Annotated in this window: 13 protein-coding genes; 5 read left to right on the top strand and 8 right to left on the bottom strand. The window is 63.0% G+C overall.

What is annotated here, in order from left to right; translation table 11 throughout:
- The first annotated feature begins 3 nt into the window (after nt 1-3).
- Nucleotides 4-927, top strand: coding sequence for an alpha/beta hydrolase (locus PQ467_RS19040; protein ID WP_274177109.1), 924 nt, complete (start codon nt 4-6; stop codon nt 925-927).
- Between the two features lie 55 nt (nt 928-982).
- Here PQ467_RS19040 and PQ467_RS19045 read toward each other — a convergent pair whose 3' ends face one another.
- From PQ467_RS19045 to PQ467_RS19075, 7 genes are all read right to left on the bottom strand, one after another.
- Nucleotides 983-2,458, bottom strand: coding sequence for an aldehyde dehydrogenase family protein (locus tag PQ467_RS19045; RefSeq protein WP_274177110.1), 1,476 nt, complete (start codon nt 2,456-2,458; stop codon nt 983-985).
- The gene (locus PQ467_RS19050; RefSeq protein WP_274177111.1) at nt 2,455-4,080 is read right to left on the bottom strand and encodes a GMC family oxidoreductase; all 1,626 of its coding nucleotides are present in this window, start codon (nt 4,078-4,080) and stop codon (nt 2,455-2,457) included. The genes PQ467_RS19045 and PQ467_RS19050 overlap by 4 nt, the downstream gene beginning before the upstream one ends.
- 27 nt (nt 4,081-4,107) lie before the next feature.
- On the bottom strand, nt 4,108-4,548 hold the full coding sequence (locus PQ467_RS19055) for a hypothetical protein (RefSeq protein WP_274177112.1): 441 nt from the start codon (nt 4,546-4,548) through the stop codon (nt 4,108-4,110).
- On the bottom strand, nt 4,545-4,946 hold the full coding sequence (locus PQ467_RS19060; protein ID WP_274177113.1) for a c-type cytochrome: 402 nt from the start codon (nt 4,944-4,946) through the stop codon (nt 4,545-4,547). The genes PQ467_RS19055 and PQ467_RS19060 overlap by 4 nt, the downstream gene beginning before the upstream one ends.
- Nucleotides 4,943-6,502 carry an FAD-binding oxidoreductase gene (locus PQ467_RS19065; RefSeq protein ID WP_274177114.1) on the bottom strand — a complete coding sequence of 520 codons (1,560 nt, stop codon included), beginning with the start codon at nt 6,500-6,502 and terminating at the stop codon, nt 4,943-4,945. Before PQ467_RS19065 ends, PQ467_RS19060 begins: the two co-directional genes overlap by 4 nt.
- 11 nt (nt 6,503-6,513) lie before the next feature.
- On the bottom strand, nt 6,514-7,779 hold the full coding sequence (locus tag PQ467_RS19070; protein ID WP_274177115.1) for an MFS transporter: 1,266 nt from the start codon (nt 7,777-7,779) through the stop codon (nt 6,514-6,516).
- Between the two features lie 88 nt (nt 7,780-7,867).
- Nucleotides 7,868-9,412, bottom strand: coding sequence for an FAD-binding oxidoreductase (locus PQ467_RS19075; RefSeq protein WP_274177116.1), 1,545 nt, complete (start codon nt 9,410-9,412; stop codon nt 7,868-7,870).
- A 179-nt stretch (nt 9,413-9,591) separates the two neighbouring features.
- On the opposite strand from PQ467_RS19075, the gene PQ467_RS19080 reads away from it, so the two are divergent.
- Genes PQ467_RS19080 through PQ467_RS19090 form a run of 3 tightly spaced genes read left to right on the top strand, consistent with a single transcriptional unit; the run spans nt 9,592 to nt 12,156 of the window.
- The gene (locus PQ467_RS19080) at nt 9,592-11,052 is read left to right on the top strand and encodes a 4-hydroxyphenylacetate 3-hydroxylase N-terminal domain-containing protein (protein WP_274177117.1); all 1,461 of its coding nucleotides are present in this window, start codon (nt 9,592-9,594) and stop codon (nt 11,050-11,052) included.
- Nucleotides 11,049-11,546 carry a flavin reductase family protein gene (locus PQ467_RS19085; RefSeq protein WP_274177118.1) on the top strand — a complete coding sequence of 166 codons (498 nt, stop codon included), beginning with the start codon at nt 11,049-11,051 and terminating at the stop codon, nt 11,544-11,546. Before PQ467_RS19080 ends, PQ467_RS19085 begins: the two co-directional genes overlap by 4 nt.
- Nucleotides 11,539-12,156, top strand: a complete 618-nt coding sequence (locus PQ467_RS19090) for a TetR/AcrR family transcriptional regulator (RefSeq protein WP_274177119.1) — start codon at nt 11,539-11,541, stop codon at nt 12,154-12,156. Before PQ467_RS19085 ends, PQ467_RS19090 begins: the two co-directional genes overlap by 8 nt.
- Before the next feature lie 301 nt (nt 12,157-12,457).
- Here PQ467_RS19090 and PQ467_RS19095 read toward each other — a convergent pair whose 3' ends face one another.
- The gene (locus PQ467_RS19095) at nt 12,458-13,930 is read right to left on the bottom strand and encodes a carotenoid oxygenase family protein (protein WP_274177120.1); all 1,473 of its coding nucleotides are present in this window, start codon (nt 13,928-13,930) and stop codon (nt 12,458-12,460) included.
- Between the two features lie 274 nt (nt 13,931-14,204).
- Here PQ467_RS19095 and PQ467_RS19100 point away from each other — a divergent pair, with 274 nt between their 5' ends.
- On the top strand, nt 14,205-16,514 hold the full coding sequence (locus PQ467_RS19100) for a TonB-dependent receptor (RefSeq protein ID WP_274177121.1): 2,310 nt from the start codon (nt 14,205-14,207) through the stop codon (nt 16,512-16,514).
- Nucleotides 16,515-16,700: the final 186 nt, after the last annotated feature.

Genomic DNA, 16,700 nt, shown 5'->3' on the forward strand with positions numbered 1-16,700 from the left:
TTCATGACAGAGCCTTATGTGCGCAGCGATGTCGCCGCCTTTCTTGCCGCCGGGCAGGCGAGCGGCGCACCCGCCATCAACGAACTGCCCGTGGCCGAGGCGCGTGCCGCCATTCGCGCCATGGGGCGGGTGATGGATCTTCCTCCCGAACCTTTGGCGGTGGTGCGTGATCTGGCCTGCGGCGCGATCCCGCTGCGCTTTTATGATGCGCGCGCGGTGCGTGATCCCGGGCCGCTGATCCTGTTCTTTCATGGCGGCGGTTTCGTCTTTGGCGATCTCGACAGCCATGATTCCTTTTGCCGTTTTATTGCGCAGCGCTGCGATCTGCCGGTGCTGGCGGTCGACTATCGCCTTGCCCCCGAGCATCCCTTTCCCGCCTTTGCGCAGGATGCCGAAGAGGTTGCGCGCTGGGCTGCCGCCGGGCCGCAACCGCTGGGCCATGCGCCGACCGGGCTGATAACCTGCGGCGACAGCGCAGGCGGACATATGGCGGTCCTTGTGGCGCAACGGTTGGGAGCCATCCCGGCGGAGCGTCCGGTGTTGGCGCAATGGGCGTTCTACCCCTTTCTGGGCGCGGGCGATGACTGGCCCTCGTTCCACGCCTTTGGCGAGGGTTATATGCTGACCCGCGCCGCGATGGATTGGTTCGATGCGCTGTGCGGCAAGCCGGAGGGGGATGAACGCTACAACCTGTTGCTGGGGCCTGTTCCTTCCACCCCGCTGCTGATCCAGACCGCCGCGCTTGATCCGTTGAGCGATCCGGCGCGCTTTTATGCCGACAAGGGGCGGGCGGCAGGCGCCAAAGTGGTGCAGATCGAGGCCGAGGGCATGATCCACGGCTATGTCAACATGCGCGCGGCCTTGCCCTCGGCCCAACAGGATGTGGAAAACCTGCTGGCCGCCGGATTGGCGCTGCTGGAGGATTGAAGTTCAAGGGGGCGCGCCGTTCCTTTCGCCTCGGCCCGCCCCTGTGCCGCAAAATTTACCAGCCCACCATGACCGACTTGGTTTCGGTGAAGGCCTCCACCCCATGCCGCCCATGTTCGCGGCCCAGCCCCGATTGGCGGAACCCGCCAAAGGGCAGGGCAAATTCCATGCCCGACCCGTTGATCTTGACCGACCCCGAACGCAGCTTTTTCGCCATCGCATGGGCATTGGCCAGATTGGCGGTCCAGACATAGGCCGAGAGGCCGTAAATGCTGTCATTGGCCCGCGCGGCCAGAGCGTCGAGATCGTCGTCGCCAAATTTCATGACCGAGAGGACCGGGCCGAAGATTTCCTCGCGCACGATCGACATGGAGGGATCGGCATCGACAAAGATCGTGGGGTTGACGAAATAGCCCGGCCCGGATGGCGCATCGCCGCCCGTAATCAGCGTGGCACCTTCACCCCGGCCCGCCTCGATATACGCCATCACCTTGTCGCGCTGAGGCCCGGAAATCAGCGGTCCGAGCGCCACGCCCTCCTCGGTTCCCGGCCCGACGCGCAGGTTTTGCGTGAAGGCGACCAGCCCCTCGATAAAGCGGTCAAAGATCGCTTCGTGCAGGAACAGGCGCGATCCGGCCGCGCAGACCTGGCCGCTGTTGCCGAAAATGCCCATGGCCACGGCGGGAATGGCGCGGGCGAGATCGGCATCGGGAAACACGATGCTGGCCGACTTGCCGCCCAGTTCGAGGCTGACCCGTTTGAGATCGCCCACGCTCTGATGCAGGATCGCCTTGCCGGTGGCGGTTGATCCGGTAAAGCTGATCTTGTCGATGCCGGGATGGGCCACCAAGGCTGCGCCCGCCTCGGCGCCAAGGCCGGTCACAACATTGACGACGCCTGCGGGAAATCCCGCCTGCGCCACCAGTTCGGCCAGACGCAGCCCGGTCATCGGCGCCAGTTCGGCAGGTTTGAGCACCACCGTACAGCCCGCCGCCAAGGCCGCCGAAACCTTGGTGCAGGTGATCGCAAAGGGCGCGTTCCAAGGCACGATCAGGGCCGCCACGCCCAGCGCCTCATGCGTGCTATAGCCATGCCAGTTGCCCGGCACCGACATGGGGACCGTTTCGCCCGTCAGGCGCCGGGGCCAGCCCGCGTGATAGCGGATCGCGCTGATTGCGCTGCCCGCGGCCATCATGCGCGAGATGCCATAGGGCATGCCATTATCGATGGTTTCCATCGCGGCCAGTTCGTCGCGGTTTTCCTCGACCAGATCGGCAAGGCGCAGCAGGAGCCTTTCGCGCTCGGCCGCGGGCATGGCGGACCATGAGGGGGCATCAAAGGCGCGGCGCGCGGCACGCACGGCTTGATCCACCTCCTCCGCGCCGCCGGCGGCAATCGCGCCGATCGCGGTCTCACGCGCGGGATCGAGCACCGGGATGGTCGCCCCGGAGCCTTTGCGCCAGGCGCCGTCGATGAAATGGCCCGAAAGGGCGGCGATCCGCTGGCTTGCGGTTTCAAAGATCGGGTTCATGCTTTTCGCTCCTGACGCGCGGATTGGACAATGAGGTCGCTGGCTTTCTCGCCGATCATCACGGCGGCGGCATTGGTGTTGGCCCCCACCAGCAGCGGCATGATCGATGCATCGGCCACGCGCAGGCCGCCTATGCCATGCACCCGCAATTGCGGATCGACCACCGCTTGCGCGCCCGTGCCCATCGCGCATGTGCCCACAGGATGATGCACCACGCCCGACAATTGCGCTTTCATCGCGTCCAGCGCCTCATCGCTGGCAACATGCGCGCCGGGCAGGGTTTCCTCGATGATGTAATCGGCAATCGGACCATGGGTGAAGATCCGCCTTGAAATCGCCAGCCCCTTTTTCAGCACATCCCAGTCGCGCCCATCGCCCAGCAGATTGAGATGGATGCGCGGGTTCGACCGGAAATCGCCATCGCGCAAGGACACGCTGCCCCGGCTTTTGGGACGCAGCAGGCAGATGGAATTGTAGAAGCAGTCCTGCTTAGGGCGAGCAAAACCGGGGAACCAGATATTGGCATCCACCCGCACCGGGCTGGACATAATCTGCAGATCGGGCCGATCCAGCCCGTCCTGCGAACGGGCAAGGATGCAGGCCGCCGCGATCTGATTGGCAAAGGGGCCGGAACGCAGGAAATACCAGCGCAGAAAGGCCAAAGCGGCGCGGTCAAAGCGCAATTGCTGGGCAAAGCTGTGGGGCGGGGCGGCGTCATATTGATGGGCAAGGCGGACATGCTCCTGCAGATTTTGCCCGACGCCCGGCAATTCATGGACAAGGCCAATGCCATGGCGCGCCAGATCGGGCGCCCGTCCAATGCCCGACAACATCAGCAATTGCGGCGACCCATAGGCTCCGCCGCACAGCACGATCTCGCGCCGGGCCGTGGCGGTCTGCTCGACGCCTTCCTTGTCAAAGGCGATGCCCGTGGCGCGCTTGCCGGAAAACAGGATTCGGCTGACTTGCGCATGGGTGATGATGCGCAAGTTGGCGCGTTCGCGGATCGGGTCGAGATAGGCTCTGGCCCCGCCGCAGCGCTCGCCATGTTTCAGCGCGACCTGCACATCCGCGCAGCCTTCATTGTCGATCCCGTCATAATCGGGATTATAGGCATAACCCTGCAGGGCGGCCGAGGCGCGCAATTCCTCGGCCATCAGGCGCGAGACATCGACCGGGCGCACACCGATGGGGCCGCCTTTGCCGCGCCGCGCATTGCCGCCGGTCCAATGGTCCTCGCTCCTTTTGAAATAGGGCAGGAGGCTTTTGTAGTCCCAACCCGTGCAGCCCAGCGCCGCCCAATCGTCGAAATCGAGCGGATGGCCCCGGAAATGCACCGTGCCGTTGATCGAGGATGACCCGCCCAGCACCCGCCCACGCGGCAGGGGAAAGACCTTGCCCCCCAGATGCGGTTCAGGCTCGGAGGCAAATTGCCAAGTCAGCGCGGGATTGCGCAAAGCCTGAAGAAAGCCCAGCGGCATGCGGATATAGGGATGGGTGGCCTTGCCCCCGGCTTCAAGCAGGAGGACGCGGTTTTGCGGATCGGCGCTCAGCCGGTTGGCCAGCACGCTGCCCGCCGATCCGGCGCCCACGATGATATAGTCGAATTCCAGTTTGGACACTTTGGGATTCCTTGGGTCGGCGGCGCTTCAGGCCAGCCAGAGAAAGGAGGTGGCCCGCGAGCCGCAATTTCGGGTGCAGCTCTGATGGAGGAGCGCCAGCAGCGGATCGTCGGCCCGCCCATCGGGCAGCGCCAGATGGTGACGGATCGGGCGCCCCATCCCCCGCAACACATCGCGGGCCAGCATGAGGTCGGTATAGGTCGTCAGGCCGATCACCGTCGCGGCCCCGTTCACAAGGCTGGCTTTTTCGCCCGTCAGCAGGCGGATCATCTCGCCCTGCGGATCGATGGACCTATGGCCAAAGGCGTCCGCCCTTGCCCTCAGCGCGGCGGCCTCGGGCAGGCGGGCGTCGAGAAGGAACATCGCGCCCGCTCGCCTTTGCGCCATGACTGGCGGCGCGACGGCCAGACCGAGCAGCGCGCCCGTTACGCCCAGCATATAGCGGCGGGAAAGCTGCGGCCCGCTCATTTGCGCCCCTTCCGCGCCAGCCAGTCGGCCACCTGCGCCAATTCGCGGTCGGTCAGTTCGACGCGGGTAAAGGTGGGCATGTTGACCAGCCCGTTGCGCACCACCGCCTTGACATAATCGGCGGTCAGATCGCGCCGGTCGGGCAATTCGGCCTGCCCTTTGGGCACGCGGCGGGCCAGCATGAATTTGCCGGTGCTGGGGCCGATATGGCAAAAGGCGCATTTCTGGCCGAACAGCTTTTCGCCCGGATTGGCCGATTGCGCGCCGTAAAAGATCGCCCCCAGCGCGGTGGTGGCGATGGGCGTGGCGTTGGCTGATTTAGGCGCTGACGGGCCTTGCGCCGCGGCGGGCATGGCGATCAACGTCAGGGCGGACACAAAGGCAGAAATGCGGATCATGGCCGGTCTCCCCCATGGGCGCGGCTGCCGATACCGTTGCGGCCCGGCGCGATGATGTTGTTGGGGTCCAGCGCGGATTTGACGCGGTTGTTGAGCCGCGCCAGCGCGCCATCGGCAAAGTCATAGGTGGCGGCCACCTCGTCCATATAGGAAATATGGCCGCGATATTCGCCAAAGCCGCTGGCGGCGGCCTCTTTCAGCAAGTGGCGATAGAGCTTGTCCACGCGCGCGATGGCTTCCGGCTCGTCGCGGTTGTAAAGGATAAGGCTGACATTGTTGATGTGGCGCCGCCCGATCGTGAAACTGGCGTAATAATCCTGCCCGACATCTTCATAATAGGCCTTGATCTTTTTGGCATAGGCCAGCGCCATCGCACCGTCCTGGGGCAGAACCGGGGCAAAGCTGAGATGCCCGCCGCGTCCGCCATACCAGTTGACCGATTGCAGCCCCATCGTGGTGGGGATGCCGGTGGCCGATTTTTCCAGCGGATCGCCGCGTTTCCACAGTTCGAACTGCAACTGACCGCCCAGACGCGGTTCGAACAGGCGGCGGATCAGCGCGACCTGTGCCATCACGCTGCCCTCATCGCCAAACAGGCTGATCTTGGCATTCCACCAGCCAAGGCCCAGCTTGGCCATCATCTTTTCCGAAATGCTGTCGGGCAGGGCGCCGGGGCCATCATACCAATCGGCGCGCTGAGACATGGTCGATGCCGCGCGCACGGGCGAACCGAACACAATATTGTGCTGGATGATGTCGCGGCGGCGCAGGTCGCATAGGATATCGAGCGCCCATTCCGCATCGTCGAACCGGGGCAGGGCCAGCGTGATCTTGGCCGTCATTTCCGGTTCGGGTTGCAGCCACACCCCCGCCTTGACCACCACGCCAAGATTGGACTGCATGAACATCTGGTCCCAGCCGGGGCCATAGCCGTATTTATAGCTCTGCCAGCCCTTGGCCCCGGCCATCGCGCCCATGCCGGTGCGCAGCAGCGAGCCATCGGGCATCACCACTTCCAACCCGCACAGCGTTTCACAGTGGTCGCCATAGGGGGTGTAGCCGATGCCGCGATCGAGCGCATTGCCGATCACACTGCCCCAAGAATTGCCCGGCACGCTCATCCACAGCGAGGGGGCATGCTGGCGCAGATGGCGGAACAGGTCGAAATAGCCGACCCCCGGCTCGATCAGGCAGGAAGCCTGTTTCTCGTTCACATCCAGAATGCGGTTCATCCGCGAAAGATCGAGGATGAGGTCGCCCTTTTCCTTGGGCGAAGAGGCGCCATAGCCCAGATTCTTGCCCCGGCTGACCGGCCAGAGCGGGGTCTTGTGCTGATTGGCGATGCGGATGATGGCCTGCACCTCCTCCACCGTCGAAGGGGCAAGGATCGCGCTGCAATCATGGTCCAGCCCGTCGCCCATGGCATAGGGGTCGATGTAGGTCTGGCGGTCCTCTTCGCCCGAGAGCACCCATTGATCGCCAAGCGCGCGGCGGAAATCGGCCAGCGCCTTGTCAAAGGTCGCGGCATTCATGCCATGGGGCAACTGGATCGACATGGTGTCTCCTTTCACGCCTTGGCGGCGGCCTGTTGGCCGGCCCAGTGGCGCGGGTGGAATTGCCAGCCGATGCCCGCCGCCACAAAGGCCACGGCCGCCACCACGATGAAGGGCACGGTAAAGCCGCCGGTCTTGTCCACGCCAGCGCCGATGGCCACGATCCCGGCCGCCGCGCCCAGATGGAAGGCCGCCGTCAGCAGCGAGATGACCTGTGGCAGCGCCCGCACGCCATAGATATGGCGCGCCAGCACCGGCGCCTGAACGATTACCCCGCCATGCGAAACGCCGCGCAGGATGGTGAAAACAAGGAAAGTGGCATAACCGGCCAGGGGGAAGGTGGCCAGCGCCGCCACGCCGCACAGCGCCCAGCACAGCGCCACACCCTTGGTCGAGAGCCGGTCGAACACCCAGCCGAACAGGATCTTGCCCAGCCCGGAAATCAGCATGACGATGGTAAAGCCCAGCGCCGCCACCGTCGCGCCCAGCGTGGTGTGCTTTTCGATGAACAGCGGGATATATTCATTGATGCCGTTGCTGATCACGCCCGACAGCGCGGTGGCGAGAATCAGCATCCAGAATTGCGGCGTCTTGCGGAACGAGGCGAAATCCTCGCCCAGATCGGGCGCGGCGCCGGTGGGGCGTCCCTTGCCGGGGTCCAGTTCGTCGGCGGTGTAGCCATAGGCCTCGGGCGTTTCATGCACCAGGAGCGAGATCGACAGACCCACCAGCACCAGCACGATCAAGCCTGCCGCGCCCGCCGTGGCATGCCATCCGAAATGGGTAACGCCCATGCGCGTGCTCATCGGCACGATAAATCCGGCCACGGCTCCGCCCAGCATGGCAAAGCCGGTGTTGCGCCCAAGGCTGGCCGAATACCAGCGGGCCAGCGTCACCTGAACGGCGATCACGCTCCATACCGAACAGACCCCCGACACGGCGGCCAGCGCGTAGTAAAATGTCAGAGATTGGGCGAAGTAGAGCATACTGGTGGCAATGCCGATCACGAAAATCGAGGGCACCAGCACCTTCTTGGCCCCCACCCGCACCAGCAAAGGCCCGGCCACCAATCCGCCCAGCGCCGAGGTGGCCGATTTGATGGCCATGAAGCGGGTGGTTTCGCCAATGGTCCAATGCATCGATTCCAGAATGGGTTTGTACATCACGGGCATCATCATCGACACGCCCGCCAAGGCGATGCCCCACACGAGGAATCCGGCGATGATATTCATGCGCGCCTGACGATGCGCCTGGGCAACGGAGATGCGATCTCCAGTCATGGTCTTTCTCCTCGCGGGGTGGAGCTTGCTTGTCGCCCATCCCATATGTTTTTATAATTCAATGATATTTCTATCTGGCTGTTGGCTATCATGCCCCGCGCTGCCCTTCGGCCCAGATGCCGTGATTGCCCGGCGCCAACAGGCCCTGTGGGTCCAGCGCATCCTTGAGCTTTGAATAGAAACGGGCCATCGCGTTTTGGCCAAAGGCGAATTTGTCCTGCACATGATCGACCAGCGCGACATGGGCGCGATAAGGCGCGCAGCCCCATGTCGCCACTTCATCGCACAGATGGCGCACCGCCACGCGGGCGGCATCGACGCGGGCCTGATCGGCGGCATCAAACATCACCAGACTGGCGCTGACCATGCTGCGCGGGAAACAGAGCAGACCAAAGGCGCCGATCAGCCCGTGGCGCGCCATGGTTTCGCCCAGCAGGGTTTCGGTGCGGCGGGCGTAATCGGCATCGATGGGCAGGACCGGCGAAAAATCCATATGGCCGAAACTGTCGCCAAACACGCCTTTCAACCGGTCGAGCAATACCTGATTGGGGATGCCCGCAGCGATCAGGTCGCGCGGTTCGACATCCTCGGGACCGGCATCGCCTGCATATTGGCGCAGTTCCATGATCGCGCCGGGAATGGCGGCCACTTCGCGCTCCAGCACGGAGCGGCGGGCGGAAACCAGCGCTTCATGGCCATAAAGGCCGAAGCGCAAATTCCAGCGACCGGGGCGCAGCACCTGACGCAGGTTTTCGGCGGTAAAGTGCCCTTCGCCCGATCCTGTGGCCATGGGCGGCGAGGAAACCAGCATCGGCACCCCCTGAAGCACGCCCGATTGCAGCAGGCGGCGCACCATGGCGATCAGGGGCACGATGTCCCCCTCGGCCTCGCAGCGGATCGTGCCGGTGGCCATCACTTCGGGGCGGGGCATCAGATGCAGCCCGGCTTTGGTGACGATGCCCAGATTGGATTGCTTGAACAGATCATCGACCGCCGGACCAAAACCGCGTCTGTGCCTGTGCCATAGCGGGCTGTCGGGCAGGGCGCCTTGCCCCGTGCGCAGCAGCGAGCCATCGGGCAGCACCACCTCCATCCCGCACAGGGCCGAGGCATGATCGCCCATCACGTTATAGCCGATGCCATGCTCCAGCGCATTGCCGATGATGCTGCCCCAGCCCAGATCGGGTACGGACATCATCAGCGGCACATTGTCCCGGCGCAGCGCGGCATAGAGATCGGCAAAGCTGACGCCCGGTTCGATGACGGCGGTGCCGTGGGTGGCGTCGATGTCGAGAATCCGGTTCATCCGCGAGAGATTGATCACCACCGCGCCATCGGCAACCGGGGCCGAACCGCCATAGCCGTAATTGCGCCCCTTGGACGATGTCCAGACGTGGAGGCCCCGTTCGCGCGCGACTCGCAGCGCCGCCTGAACCTGTTCGACATTGGCCGGTTGGACGACCAGCGCGGGCTGATGGCCATGGGCGGCGGGGCCTTCAAACGGATCGTGAAAGGCGCGCTGACGCCCGCCATTCTCCACCACGCCCTCGGCCCCGAGCAAGGCGGCAAAGCATTCGCGCGCCGAGGACAGCGCGGCAAGATCCGGCACAGCGGGCGCAATCGCGGCTGACATGAAACGCTTCTCCCAAATGTTTGCGCCTCTCATTGCCGGAGGCTTGCAAAATAGAACACCATTCTATGAACGGCGCCGCTTGTCGTCAATGCCCAAAGTTCCACTTGACAGAATGGGGTTTCATTGAGCATTTGACGATTCGTGAATACACTTGTTTCCACGTCTTGGGAGAAGATGCAATGGCTGCTCGCACAGGGGCCGAATATAAGGCTGGGCTGAAGGATGACCGGGTGGTTTATCTGGGCGAAGGCAAGGTGGATGTGGCGAATGATCCGCGCCTTGCCGGGTCGGTTGATGGCATGGCCGGCTATTTCGACTGGCAGCACACCTATGCCGAGGATTGCCTGATTCCCGATCCCGAACGGTCGGGCGAAAAGATGAGCGTCAGCCTGATGCTGCCCAAAAGCGCCGAGGATCTGGCGATCCGCCATCGCGGGCTGGAGCGTCTGGCGCGTTATTCCAATGGCATGCTGGGGCGCACGCCCGACTATGTGAACGTGGTGCTCTCGGGCCATACCGCGCGCGCCGACATCTGGGCGCGGGGCAAGCCGGAGGGCTATGAACGCCTGAAGAAATTCCACCGCGAGGTGATCGAGGGCGACCTTTCGATGACTCACACCATCGTCCATGCGAATATCGACAAGAGCGTGGGCGATCTGGCGGGGATGAACACCGATCTGACGCTGCGCGTGGTGGGCCGCAATGAAAACGGCATCATCGTGCGCGGCGGCAAGGTGCTGGCCACGCTGGGGCCGCTTGCCGATGAACTCTATGTTTATTCCTCATCGCCGATCCCATCGGGCGGTGAAGATTATGCGCTGATCTTCTCGATTCCGGTCAACACCAAGGGCGTGATCCAGATCTGCCGCGACCATTACGGCACCAATGCCAGCATTCAGGACGCGCCTTTCTCGTCGCGCTTTGACGAACAGGACGCTTTTGTCATCTTTGACGATGTCGAAGTGCCCTATGAACGTGTGTTCTGCGAAGGCGATCTCAACGTTTACAACAACCTCAACCAGGGCGTTTCGCCGGGCAACACGCTGCAGCAGACGGCAATCCGCGCGATGGTGAAGCTGGAATTCGCCTATGACCTGTGTTCGAGCATCCTGAAGGTTTCAAACAGCATCGCCCGCCCCGATGCGGCCGAAATGCTGGGCGAGATCCACGCCTATCTCTCGTTGACCCGTGCGGCGATCGTGGCGGCCGAGGCGCGGGCGCATGACTGGGGGGCGGGGGCCTTCTTCCCGCATCGCGACCTCTCGGTGCTGCGCTGCGTGATGCCCGGCTGGATGACGCGGGTGAACCAGATCATCCGGGCCATCGGTTCGCACAATCTGCTTTGCACGCCGTCGCTGGCCCTGTTCGAGGATCCCGAAATCGGCGACATGCTGCGCAAATACCTGCCCGGCGCGGCAGGCATGAGCGCCGAGCAACGCGCCAGCATCATGCGCACGGCATGGGATTTTGCGGGTTCCGCGCTGGGCAGCCGCATCGAACTCTACGAAATGTTCTATCTGACCAGCCAGGGCCGCGCCCGTATCGGCGACCATATGTATGCCCAGCGCGACGGCGAATGGGGCCAGGTGCGCGAATTTCTGGCCAAGTCGGGCGCCATGCCCAACGTTGACTGGAAATGAGCGGAGAAAATATCGCGGCGCTGGAAGGAGACTTCCGCGCCGCCATGCGCCTGCTGGCCAGCGGGGTGGCCTTGGTCACCACGCTGGACGAGGCGGGGGCGCCCTGCGGCATTGCGATGACGGCCTTCATGTCGCTCAGCATGGATCCGCCCTCGCTGCTGCTGGCGATCAACCGGACGGCCTCGCTGCTGGCGCCGCTGGAAAGCAACGGGCGCTTTGCCGTCAACATTCTGGCCGCCGATCAGGCCGCAGCCTGCCAGACCTTTGTCACCACCGCGCCGGGCCAGCGTTTCGGCACGCTGGACTGGTGGATGGATGATGGCCTGCCGCTTGTGGAATCCTGCGTAGCCACTATCCTGTGCCGCGTTGAACAGACGGCCGATTTCGGCAGCCATAGGGTGGTGACGGGTGTGGTGGAAAGAGTGACCGTGGGCGGCGGCGAACCGCTGGTCTATGTCGATGGGCGCTATGGCCGGGTTGCCGTGAATGGCTGACATGCCCGAAGGCAGCAGCCGCGATCGTTTTCTGATCGCGGCTGACGATCAGTTTATCGAAAGCGGTTATGACCGCTGCACCATCCGCGCCATCGCCGCGCGGGCGGGCACCAGCCTTGCCTCGCTAAGCCGCAACTGGAGCGGCAAGCAGGAATTGTTCACCGAGGTTTTCCGGCGCCATTTCGATCCCATCCATGCCGCGCAAAATGCCGGTTTCGATGCGTTGGAGGCTTCGGGCGAACTGTCGGCCCGAGCGGTTATTGCCGCTTTCTTTGGTTCGGCCATGCTGGGCGAGGGCGCCGATGTGCAGAAAAGCCACCGGATCTACAGCCTCGCCCTTGTCGACCCATCCGAGGAAGCCCGCGTCATCACCCGCCAACTGGCCGAGCCCGTGCGGCGGCGGGTGATCGGCCTGCTGCGCCAATGTCTGCCCGATCTCAACGAGGCGCGTTTCTTCCTCGCCATGAATGTGGTGCTGGGCGTCTATATCTACCCCCTCGCGCGCGGGGAGCGTCTGGCCGGGGTGATGGGGTTCGATCTGGCCTCGCTCGACTGGAATGAGGCGGTGGGGATGTTGGCCGATATGGTGTGTCGGGGGATTGAGGGGTAAAGGGTAAAGGGTAAAGGGCCTCCGGCGGGCAAAGGGTCTCGACCCTTTGCAATCCCGTTACTGTCTAAGCTGCTCCAAGGTGGCAGCCGAGGTTGATGGCTTCAGCCTCGGAAATTTTAAAGCCTGCGGCGCAAACAAGCACGAGTTCGCCGCGCCGCAGGCTTTAATGATTTCGCGCGCGGCGCCCAACCGAACACCACCCCATTCATGGGATTGCAAAGGGTCGAGACCCTTTGCCCGCCGGAGGCATCCTTTCCCTATAAAAAGAGCGAGAGCCAAAGCCCCCGCTCTTCCCCATAATTCACGCTTCTTCCAAAGCCTTGACCGCGCTGGCCTCGGCCCAATTGCCATGCAGGCCGAAGCGCAGGCGCACCGGGATGGCGATGGTGGCGATGGGCCCGGCGGCAATATTGGTGGCCTCGAAGATCAGCAGGTCGCTGCTGCGGTTTTCCAGACGGTTGCAGACCATGACGATCCAGCCGTCGCCCTCGCGGTCCGAACCGGGGCGGGGGACGAAGCAGGGTTCCTGGATCGAGGACACCGGCCCGCACCACCATTTCTGCTCGGCCCCACTTTCCAGATCGACGAAGCCTAGCGTGTTCATCACCCAGCCACCCGCGCTGCCGCCTTTGAGTTCGACCGGCTGCGAAGGGTCGATCACGACCATCCAGCCATAGCGGTTCTTTTGTCCGGTGAAGCGATCATCGATGCGGGGAAATTCGCCGATCATGTCCGACAAGCGCTCGGATCGGTACTCCTCCTCATTCTGCGCAAGATCAACGCTCCATCGCGTCAGATAGGTTGCGCCTGCCACCGGATCGAAGGGCGCATCGTTGATGTCGGGGAAGAAGGGCATCATGTTATTGGCCGCCACGGGCAGGTCGAGATGCAGCTTTGTCCCGTCCTGATGCGCGTTCATGACATGGGCGGTAAAGCAATTGCCGCCCTTGAACCAGCGGATGTCCTGCGCGGTGGTTCCGGCCTTGCGCGGCATGACGGCCAGATAGGTCGGCTGCGAGGTATCAAAGCCGAAATGGGGCTTGCCCGCCTTCAGTCGCTCCCAACTGCTGGTCATCGGCATGACCGAAAACAGCGCATAATCGGGCGTGATCGCAAAATCATGCATCATGCAATAATAGGGTACCTCGAACCACACGTCATAGAGCAGCTCGCCCTCGGGGCTGATCTCGTAATAGGTCATGTCGCGGGTCAGCAGGCCCTTGGAGGCATAGCCAAAGCCGCACATATTGCCGGTTGCCGGATCGGTCTTGGGGTGTGCGGTGAAAGTTTCGCCCTTCATCCGCCCGTCGAAATCGGTGTAGCCCTGCGTTTCGAGGCTTACCGGGTCCATCACCAGCGCTGGACTGTCTTCTTTCAGCGCATAGAGCCGCCCGCCGTGGATATAGGCATTGGTGTTGGCCGTGCCGCGAATCTTGCCCTTGACGCTGTCATCATCGGTCAGAGGATTGCGATAGGCGCCAAACAACGCGCGTCCGGCTTCGTTCTCCAGCTTCCACTTGTCGGTCTTGGCCCAGCGCTGGGTGAAATCCACCCGGCCGTCCTTGAAGCGGAACATCGAGATCATGCCATCGCCGTTGAACGCAATGTCATTGCCCAGCAGAGGCGGAAACTGATGCTCTGGCTGAACGCGATAAAAGCAGCCGTCCATTTCGGGCGGGATCGTGCCGCGCACATCAAGGTCATGGACGTTCGCTTCCACCCGCGACGGGGTGTTGAAGCCGGTGAAGGCCGGAACGTCGGGGAATGTGGTCATGTCATCGTCTCCCAAAGGCGCGTTGGGGGAGTCGCGCTGAAAATAGAATGATGTTCTATCGTGAGTCGGGCAAGCTGTCCAGATGGGGCGTGAAAGGGATAAAATACCTTAGATTCAGATCATTGATTGTGAATACGCCTGTAATCATCTTTCATTGACAGGCGCTGAATCGCGATTTATAAGAATGGCATTCCATCAGAAAGAACGAGACTAAAGCCGCGTCTGCTGATGAAGCCGAATTGTGATAACCGTGAAAGAATTGGGGAGGATTGAGATGAAACGTTGCGATCGCGCGGCGATGTTCCTGTTGGGCGTTGCGGCCAGCGCCCTGTTGCCCGCCGTGGCCCAGGCCGCCGAGGCGCCGCCGGCCCCGTCCAATGACGAAATCGTCGTGACGGCGCAATTCCGCAAGGAAAGCGCGCAAAAGACCGCCGTTTCCATCGACGTGCTCTCGGCCGAAACGCTGACGCGCGCGGGCGTGGCCCAGGCCACCGATCTTGCCCGCCTCTCGCCCGGCGTACAGATCACGCAGGGCGGCAGTGCGCTGCAGGTCTATATCCGCGGCGCGGGTGACTTCTCGACGACGGGCTATTCCAACCCCGCCGTGGCGCAGGCCTATGACGGCGTTTTTGCCGCGCGCAGCCAGTTCGTTGCCGCCACCTTCTATGACCTTGAGCGCGTCGAAGTGCTCAAAGGTCCGCAAGGCACGCTCTACGGCCGCAACGCCACGGGCGGCGCGCTCAACATCATCCCGGTTCAGCCCAAGCTGGGCCAGTTCGAGGGCTATGTCAGCGCCGGTTTCCAGAATTACAACGGCTATAATGCCGAAGGCGCGCTCAACATCCCGCTGGGCGACAAGGTGGCCGTGCGCGCCTCGTTCCAGGGCGTGTCGCGCGATGGCTATATCACCGACGGCACCGATGATGACAAGCATCACTCGCTGCGCCTGCAGGTAAAGGCCCAGCCGACAGAGGCGCTGACCCTGCGCCTTGGCGTCAATTATCAGCATCTGGGCGGGCGCGGCCCGGGCAAGGTGGTGTATGAACCCACCGCCCCCAACGCGCCGGGCATCACCAACCCCCAGCCGATCCTGCCCGCCAACCGCTGGACCTCGATCAACCAGTCGCTCAACACTCTGATCGGCAGCGTGACCGCGCCTCCCGGCATCTATCCGCTCGACACCAGCAAGGTCTATCAGAACGTCGATGTGCTGGGCATCAACGGCCATATCGACTGGAACCTTGGTCCCGCCGTGCTGACCGTGATCCCGGCCTATCAGCGCGTGACGCAGGACTCGCTGGTCATGCCCGCGCTCTATTTCAGCACGAACAACTATTTCACCGGCGCGCCCTCGGTGTCCGAAGGACAGACGCTGGAAGTGCGCCTTGGCCATGCCGACAACCGCGTGAAATGGGTGATCGGCGGCTATTATTTCAACGAGGATCAGGACAGCTTCAATGCCGTCCGCCTTGGCCGCGCCTCCGACACGGCCTTTATCGCGAAACTGAACACCCGCGCCTATGCCGCCTTTGGCGAAGCGACCTATTCGCTCACCAGCCGGTTCCGCGCCACGGCGGGCCTGCGCTATACCGATGAAACCAAGTCGGTGGACGGCCACCGCTATGCCATCGCGGGCAGCCTGGCTTGCCCCGCGGGCGGCACGGCGATTGGCGGCTCCTGCGAGATCCTGACCTCGTCGGGCACATGGGTTGAGGGCACCTATTCGGCCAAGCGCTTGAACTACAAGGCGGGCGTCGAATTCGACGTGGCGCCCCAGAACATGCTCTACGCCAGCGTCGTCACCGGCTTCAAATCGGGCGGCCAATCCAATGCCGACATCGACCCGTATAAGCCGGAGGACGTGACCGCCTATACGATCGGTTCCAAGAACCGCTTCTTTGGCCGTCTGCTGCTGATCAACGCCGAATTGTTCTATATGGATTACAAGAACCGGCAGGAGAATTTCTCCCAGCTCGACCGTGGCGGCGCGCAGGTTTCCTCGCTGTTCAACGCGGGCAAGGCCGTGGCCAAGGGCATCACGCTGGAGGCCACGCTGCGTCCGACGATGAACGACTCGTTCCACGTCGGCGTCGAATATACCGAGAGCAAGTACAAGGACTTCTCCTATCAGGTCTATCGCGCGGCCAGCCCCGATCCGACGACCACCTGCGGCGTGACCCCGATTACAGGCGGCAATGCGCGGATCGGCTATTGGACGGTCAATTGCAATGGCTTCCAATTGCCGCGTACGCCCAAGTTCTCCGGCAATGTCAATTACACGCACACGTTTGATATGAAGGACGGCGCCCGCGTGGAATTCACGCCGGACATGAGCTTTGCCTCATCGCGCTGGCTCTCGGCCGAATTTGTCGAGAATGCGCGCGCCGGAGCCTATGCCCTGTTCAATGCCAGCCTGACCTATTACGCGCCGGGCGACCGTTTCTCGGTTCAGGCCTTTGTCCGCAACATCGGCAATACGGCGGTTTACACCGGGACCCAGCAATATCCCTTCATCGCCAATTACAATGGCCATGACATTGCGCCGCCCCGCACCTGGGGCGCCCGCCTGCGCGCCAAATTCTAAAGTCTGAAGCCCCGGCGAAAGGGGGAGGTGAAGGGGCGCGCGATCCGCTGTCGCGCGCCCTTTTGCTTGGCCCTGCGCGATGGCGCGGGCACGTGAAAATCCCACTTTCCTCGGCGTGAATACAGTTGATTTCATCATCGACTCGTTTATAAAAAGAACATCGTTCTTTTAGATAGAACTAGGAAT

This window comes from Novosphingobium sp. KACC 22771 (assembly GCF_028736195.1).
Taxonomy (GTDB): Bacteria; Pseudomonadota; Alphaproteobacteria; order Sphingomonadales; family Sphingomonadaceae; genus Novosphingobium.